The 5,631-nt window shown below is 51.8% G+C and carries 2 tRNA genes and 3 rRNA genes; all 5 read right to left on the minus strand.

Going from position 1 to position 5,631, the window contains the following annotated elements:
• Positions 1 to 27: 27 nt before the first annotated feature.
• A 5S ribosomal RNA gene (rrf, locus tag LIX91_RS25370) occupies positions 28 to 143 on the minus strand.
• Positions 144 to 301: 158 nt separating this feature from the next.
• A 23S ribosomal RNA gene (locus LIX91_RS25375) occupies positions 302 to 3,195 on the minus strand.
• Between the two features lie 242 nt (positions 3,196 to 3,437).
• Positions 3,438 to 3,513, minus strand: a tRNA-Ala gene (locus LIX91_RS25380).
• 54 nt (positions 3,514 to 3,567) lie between these two features.
• A tRNA-Ile gene (locus tag LIX91_RS25385) sits at positions 3,568 to 3,644 on the minus strand.
• A gap of 83 nt (positions 3,645 to 3,727) precedes the next feature.
• Positions 3,728 to 5,266, minus strand: a 16S ribosomal RNA gene (locus LIX91_RS25390).
• Together the 16S, 23S and 5S rRNA genes with 2 tRNA genes alongside form the textbook arrangement of a ribosomal RNA operon.
• Between the last annotated feature and the right edge of the window lie 365 nt (positions 5,267 to 5,631).

The following is a 5,631-nucleotide window of genomic DNA, read 5'->3' on the forward strand; positions in this document are numbered from 1 at the left end:
TAAGCGATGAGGGTTTCTGGAATTTAATCTTGACGATGACCTACTCTCACATGGGGAAACCCCACACTACCATCGGCGATACATCGTTTCACTACTGAGTTCGGGATGGGATCAGGTGGTTCCAATGCTCTATGGTCGTCAAGAAATTCGGGTACCGAATCGTGCCGTACGGCGCGCTTCAGCAAATCGGGTATGTGATAGCAAGCTGTTTCAGGTGTCGTTCGTGACGCAAACTTTCGGTTCGTGTCATCTTCACAGTCACCGCAATCTGGTCGTTCGACGCAAATTGCTTGGGTGTTATATGGTCAAGCCTCACGGGCAATTAGTATTGGTTAGCTCAACGCCTCACAGCGCTTACACACCCAACCTATCAACGTCGTAGTCTTCGACGGCCCTTTAGGGAACTCAAGGTTCCAGTGAGATCTCATCTTGAGGCAAGTTTCCCGCTTAGATGCTTTCAGCGGTTATCTTTTCCGAACATAGCTACCCGGCAATGCCACTGGCGTGACAACCGGAACACCAGAGGTTCGTCCACTCCGGTCCTCTCGTACTAGGAGCAGCCCCTCTCAAATCTCAAACGTCCACGGCAGATAGGGACCGAACTGTCTCACGACGTTCTAAACCCAGCTCGCGTACCACTTTAAATGGCGAACAGCCATACCCTTGGGACCGGCTTCAGCCCCAGGATGTGATGAGCCGACATCGAGGTGCCAAACACCGCCGTCGATATGAACTCTTGGGCGGTATCAGCCTGTTATCCCCGGAGTACCTTTTATCCGTTGAGCGATGGCCCTTCCATACAGAACCACCGGATCACTAAGACCTACTTTCGTACCTGCTCGACGTGTCTGTCTCGCAGTCAAGCGCGCTTTTGCCTTTATACTCTACGACCGATTTCCGACCGGTCTGAGCGCACCTTCGTACTCCTCCGTTACTCTTTAGGAGGAGACCGCCCCAGTCAAACTACCCACCATACACTGTCCTCGATCCGGATAACGGACCTGAGTTAGAACCTCAAAGTTGCCAGGGTGGTATTTCAAGGTTGGCTCCACGCAGACTGGCGTCCACGCTTCAAAGCCTCCCACCTATCCTACACAAGCAAATTCAAAGTCCAGTGCAAAGCTATAGTAAAGGTTCACGGGGTCTTTCCGTCTAGCCGCGGATACACTGCATCTTCACAGCGATTTCAATTTCACTGAGTCTCGGGTGGAGACAGCGCCGCCATCGTTACGCCATTCGTGCAGGTCGGAACTTACCCGACAAGGAATTTCGCTACCTTAGGACCGTTATAGTTACGGCCGCCGTTTACCGGGGCTTCGATCAAGAGCTTCGCTTGCGCTAACCCCATCAATTAACCTTCCGGCACCGGGCAGGCGTCACACCCTATACGTCCACTTTCGTGTTTGCAGAGTGCTGTGTTTTTAATAAACAGTCGCAGCGGCCTGGTATCTTCGACCGGCAGGGGCTTACGCAGTAAATGCTTCACCTCCACCGGCGCACCTTCTCCCGAAGTTACGGTGCCATTTTGCCTAGTTCCTTCACCCGAGTTCTCTCAAGCGCCTTGGTATTCTCTACCCAACCACCTGTGTCGGTTTGGGGTACGGTTCCTGGTTACCTGAAGCTTAGAAGCTTTTCTTGGAAGCATGGCATCAACCACTTCGTGTTCTAAAAGAACACTCGTCATCAGCTCTCGGCCTTAAGATCCCGGATTTACCTAAGATCTCAGCCTACCACCTTAAACCTGGACAACCAACGCCAGGCTGGCCTAGCCTTCTCCGTCCCTCCATCGCAATAACCAGAAGTACAGGAATATTAACCTGTTTTCCATCGACTACGCTTTTCAGCCTCGCCTTAGGGACCGACTAACCCTGCGTCGATTAACGTTGCGCAGGAAACCTTGGTCTTTCGGCGTGGGTGTTTTTCACACCCATTGTCGTTACTCATGTCAGCATTCGCACTTCTGATACCTCCAGCAAGCTTCTCAACTCACCTTCACAGGCTTACAGAACGCTCCTCTACCGCATCATCCTAAGATGATACCCGTAGCTTCGGTGCATGGTTTGAGCCCCGTTACATCTTCCGCGCAGGCCGACTCGACTAGTGAGCTATTACGCTTTCTTTAAAGGGTGGCTGCTTCTAAGCCAACCTCCTAGCTGTCTAAGCCTTCCCACATCGTTTCCCACTTAACCATGACTTTGGGACCTTAGCTGACGGTCTGGGTTGTTTCCCTTTTCACGACGGACGTTAGCACCCGCCGTGTGTCTCCCATGCTCGGCACTTGTAGGTATTCGGAGTTTGCATCGGTTTGGTAAGTCGGGATGACCCCCTAGCCGAAACAGTGCTCTACCCCCTACAGTGATACATGAGGCGCTACCTAAATAGCTTTCGAGGAGAACCAGCTATCTCCGAGCTTGATTAGCCTTTCACTCCGATCCACAGGTCATCCGCTAACTTTTCAACGGTAGTCGGTTCGGTCCTCCAGTTAGTGTTACCCAACCTTCAACCTGCCCATGGATAGATCGCCCGGTTTCGGGTCTATTCCCAGCGACTAGACGCCCTATTAAGACTCGCTTTCGCTACGCCTCCCCTATTCGGTTAAGCTCGCCACTGAAAATAAGTCGCTGACCCATTATACAAAAGGTACGCAGTCACCCAACAAAGTGGGCTCCCACTGCTTGTACGCATACGGTTTCAGGATCTATTTCACTCCGCTCTCCGCGGTTCTTTTCGCCTTTCCCTCACGGTACTGGTTCACTATCGGTCAGTCAGTAGTATTTAGCCTTGGAGGATGGTCCCCCCATATTCAGACAAGGTTTCTCGTGCCCCGTCCTACTCGATTTCATTGCAAAGGGATTTTCGCGTACAGGGCTATCACCCACTATGGCCGTCCTTTCCAGAACGTTCCGCTAATCTCAATACAACTTAAGGGCTGGTCCCCGTTCGCTCGCCACTACTAAGGGAATCTCGGTTGATTTCTTTTCCTCAGGGTACTTAGATGTTTCAGTTCCCCTGGTTCGCCTCTTGCACCTATGTATTCAGTACAAGATAACCATCTTATGATGGCTGGGTTCCCCCATTCAGACATCTCCGGATCACAGTCTGTTTGCCGACTCCCCGAAGCTTTTCGCAGGCTACCACGTCTTTCATCGCCTCTGACTGCCAAGGCATCCACCGTATGCGCTTCTTCACTTGACCATATAACCCCAAGCAATCTGGTTATACTGTGAAGACGACATTCGCCGAAAGTTTGCATTTCACAAACTTTACCTTAGCCCGGACACGCACCAGTGAAAGAGGTGCCCGGTCTATATTTCTTTCTATCACATACCCAAATTTTTAAAGAACGATCTAATCAAAGACTAGAAATCAACATTCAGGCACTGATCGTCAGAATCAGTGGAATGCTCATTTCTAAGCTTTCAAACAGAAGCAGTAAGTGGTGGAGCCAAGCGGGATCGAACCGCTGACCTCCTGCGTGCAAGGCAGGCGCTCTCCCAGCTGAGCTATGGCCCCGTATTTCTACATACCGTGGAGGCGTCTCTCTGACCAGCTATCTCACCAGTAAACTGGTGGGTCTGGGCAGATTCGAACTGCCGACCTCACCCTTATCAGGGGTGCGCTCTAACCAACTGAGCTACAGACCCGAACTCGGGCGCTGCTTCTAATCGTCTTCTTCAATGAATCAAGCAATTCGTGTGGGTGCTTATGGTGCAGCTGAGTCGTCGATTAAGGAGGTGATCCAGCCGCAGGTTCCCCTACGGCTACCTTGTTACGACTTCACCCCAGTCATGAATCACACCGTGGTAACCGTCCCCCCGAAGGTTAGACTAGCTACTTCTGGTGCAACCCACTCCCATGGTGTGACGGGCGGTGTGTACAAGGCCCGGGAACGTATTCACCGCGACATTCTGATTCGCGATTACTAGCGATTCCGACTTCACGCAGTCGAGTTGCAGACTGCGATCCGGACTACGATCGGTTTTGTGAGATTAGCTCCACCTCGCGGCTTGGCAACCCTCTGTACCGACCATTGTAGCACGTGTGTAGCCCAGGCCGTAAGGGCCATGATGACTTGACGTCATCCCCACCTTCCTCCGGTTTGTCACCGGCAGTCTCCTTAGAGTGCCCACCATAACGTGCTGGTAACTAAGGACAAGGGTTGCGCTCGTTACGGGACTTAACCCAACATCTCACGACACGAGCTGACGACAGCCATGCAGCACCTGTCTCAATGTTCCCGAAGGCACCCATCCATCTCTGGAAAGTTCATTGGATGTCAAGGCCTGGTAAGGTTCTTCGCGTTGCTTCGAATTAAACCACATGCTCCACCGCTTGTGCGGGCCCCCGTCAATTCATTTGAGTTTTAACCTTGCGGCCGTACTCCCCAGGCGGTCAACTTAATGCGTTAGCTGCGCCACTAAGAGCTCAAGGCTCCCAACGGCTAGTTGACATCGTTTACGGCGTGGACTACCAGGGTATCTAATCCTGTTTGCTCCCCACGCTTTCGCACCTCAGTGTCAGTATCAGTCCAGGTGGTCGCCTTCGCCACTGGTGTTCCTTCCTATATCTACGCATTTCACCGCTACACAGGAAATTCCACCACCCTCTACCATACTCTAGCTTGCCAGTTTTGGATGCAGTTCCCAGGTTGAGCCCGGGGATTTCACATTCAACTTAACAAACCACCTACGCGCGCTTTACGCCCAGTAATTCCGATTAACGCTTGCACCCTCTGTATTACCGCGGCTGCTGGCACAGAGTTAGCCGGTGCTTATTCTGTCGGTAACGTCAAAACAGATACGTATTAGGTAACTGCCCTTCCTCCCAACTTAAAGTGCTTTACAATCCGAAGACCTTCTTCACACACGCGGCATGGCTGGATCAGGCTTTCGCCCATTGTCCAATATTCCCCACTGCTGCCTCCCGTAGGAGTCTGGACCGTGTCTCAGTTCCAGTGTGACTGATCATCCTCTCAGACCAGTTACGGATCGTCGCCTTGGTGAGCCATTACCTCACCAACTAGCTAATCCGACCTAGGCTCATCTGATAGCGCAAGGCCCGAAGGTCCCCTGCTTTCTCCCGTAGGACGTATGCGGTATTAGCGTCCGTTTCCGAGCGTTATCCCCCACTACCAGGCAGATTCCTAGGCATTACTCACCCGTCCGCCGCTCGCCACCAGGTACAAGTACCCGTGCTGCCGCTCGACTTGCATGTGTTAGGCCTGCCGCCAGCGTTCAATCTGAGCCATGATCAAACTCTTCAGTTCAAACATCTAACTGGGTTTTGAGAAAACCCTAAACTTGGCTCAGCAATCGTTGGTTACATCTTTGATTTCTCGCGGAGTAACTTGGGTTGCTGATAATCTGTTGACTTCAGTCTGACACCACAAGCACCCACACGAATTGCTTGATTCAGTTGTTAAAGAGCGGTTGGTTAAGACCTTTCGTCTCAACCGAGGCGCGCATTCTACAGCGTCCTCTGTATTTGTCAAGCGGTTATTTTAAGAAGTTTTCAAAGTTTCCTTTGCAACTTCAACCACTTGCGCTGCGATCAACTCTTGAGTTGCTCATCAGCGGGAGGCGAATTCTACAGCGTTACAACCGCGTGTCAAACTCTTTTTTCTCACCGCTG

Origin of the sequence: Pseudomonas sp. B20 (assembly GCF_020515755.1) — a bacterium.
GTDB lineage: Bacteria > Pseudomonadota > Gammaproteobacteria > Pseudomonadales > Pseudomonadaceae > Aquipseudomonas > Aquipseudomonas syringae.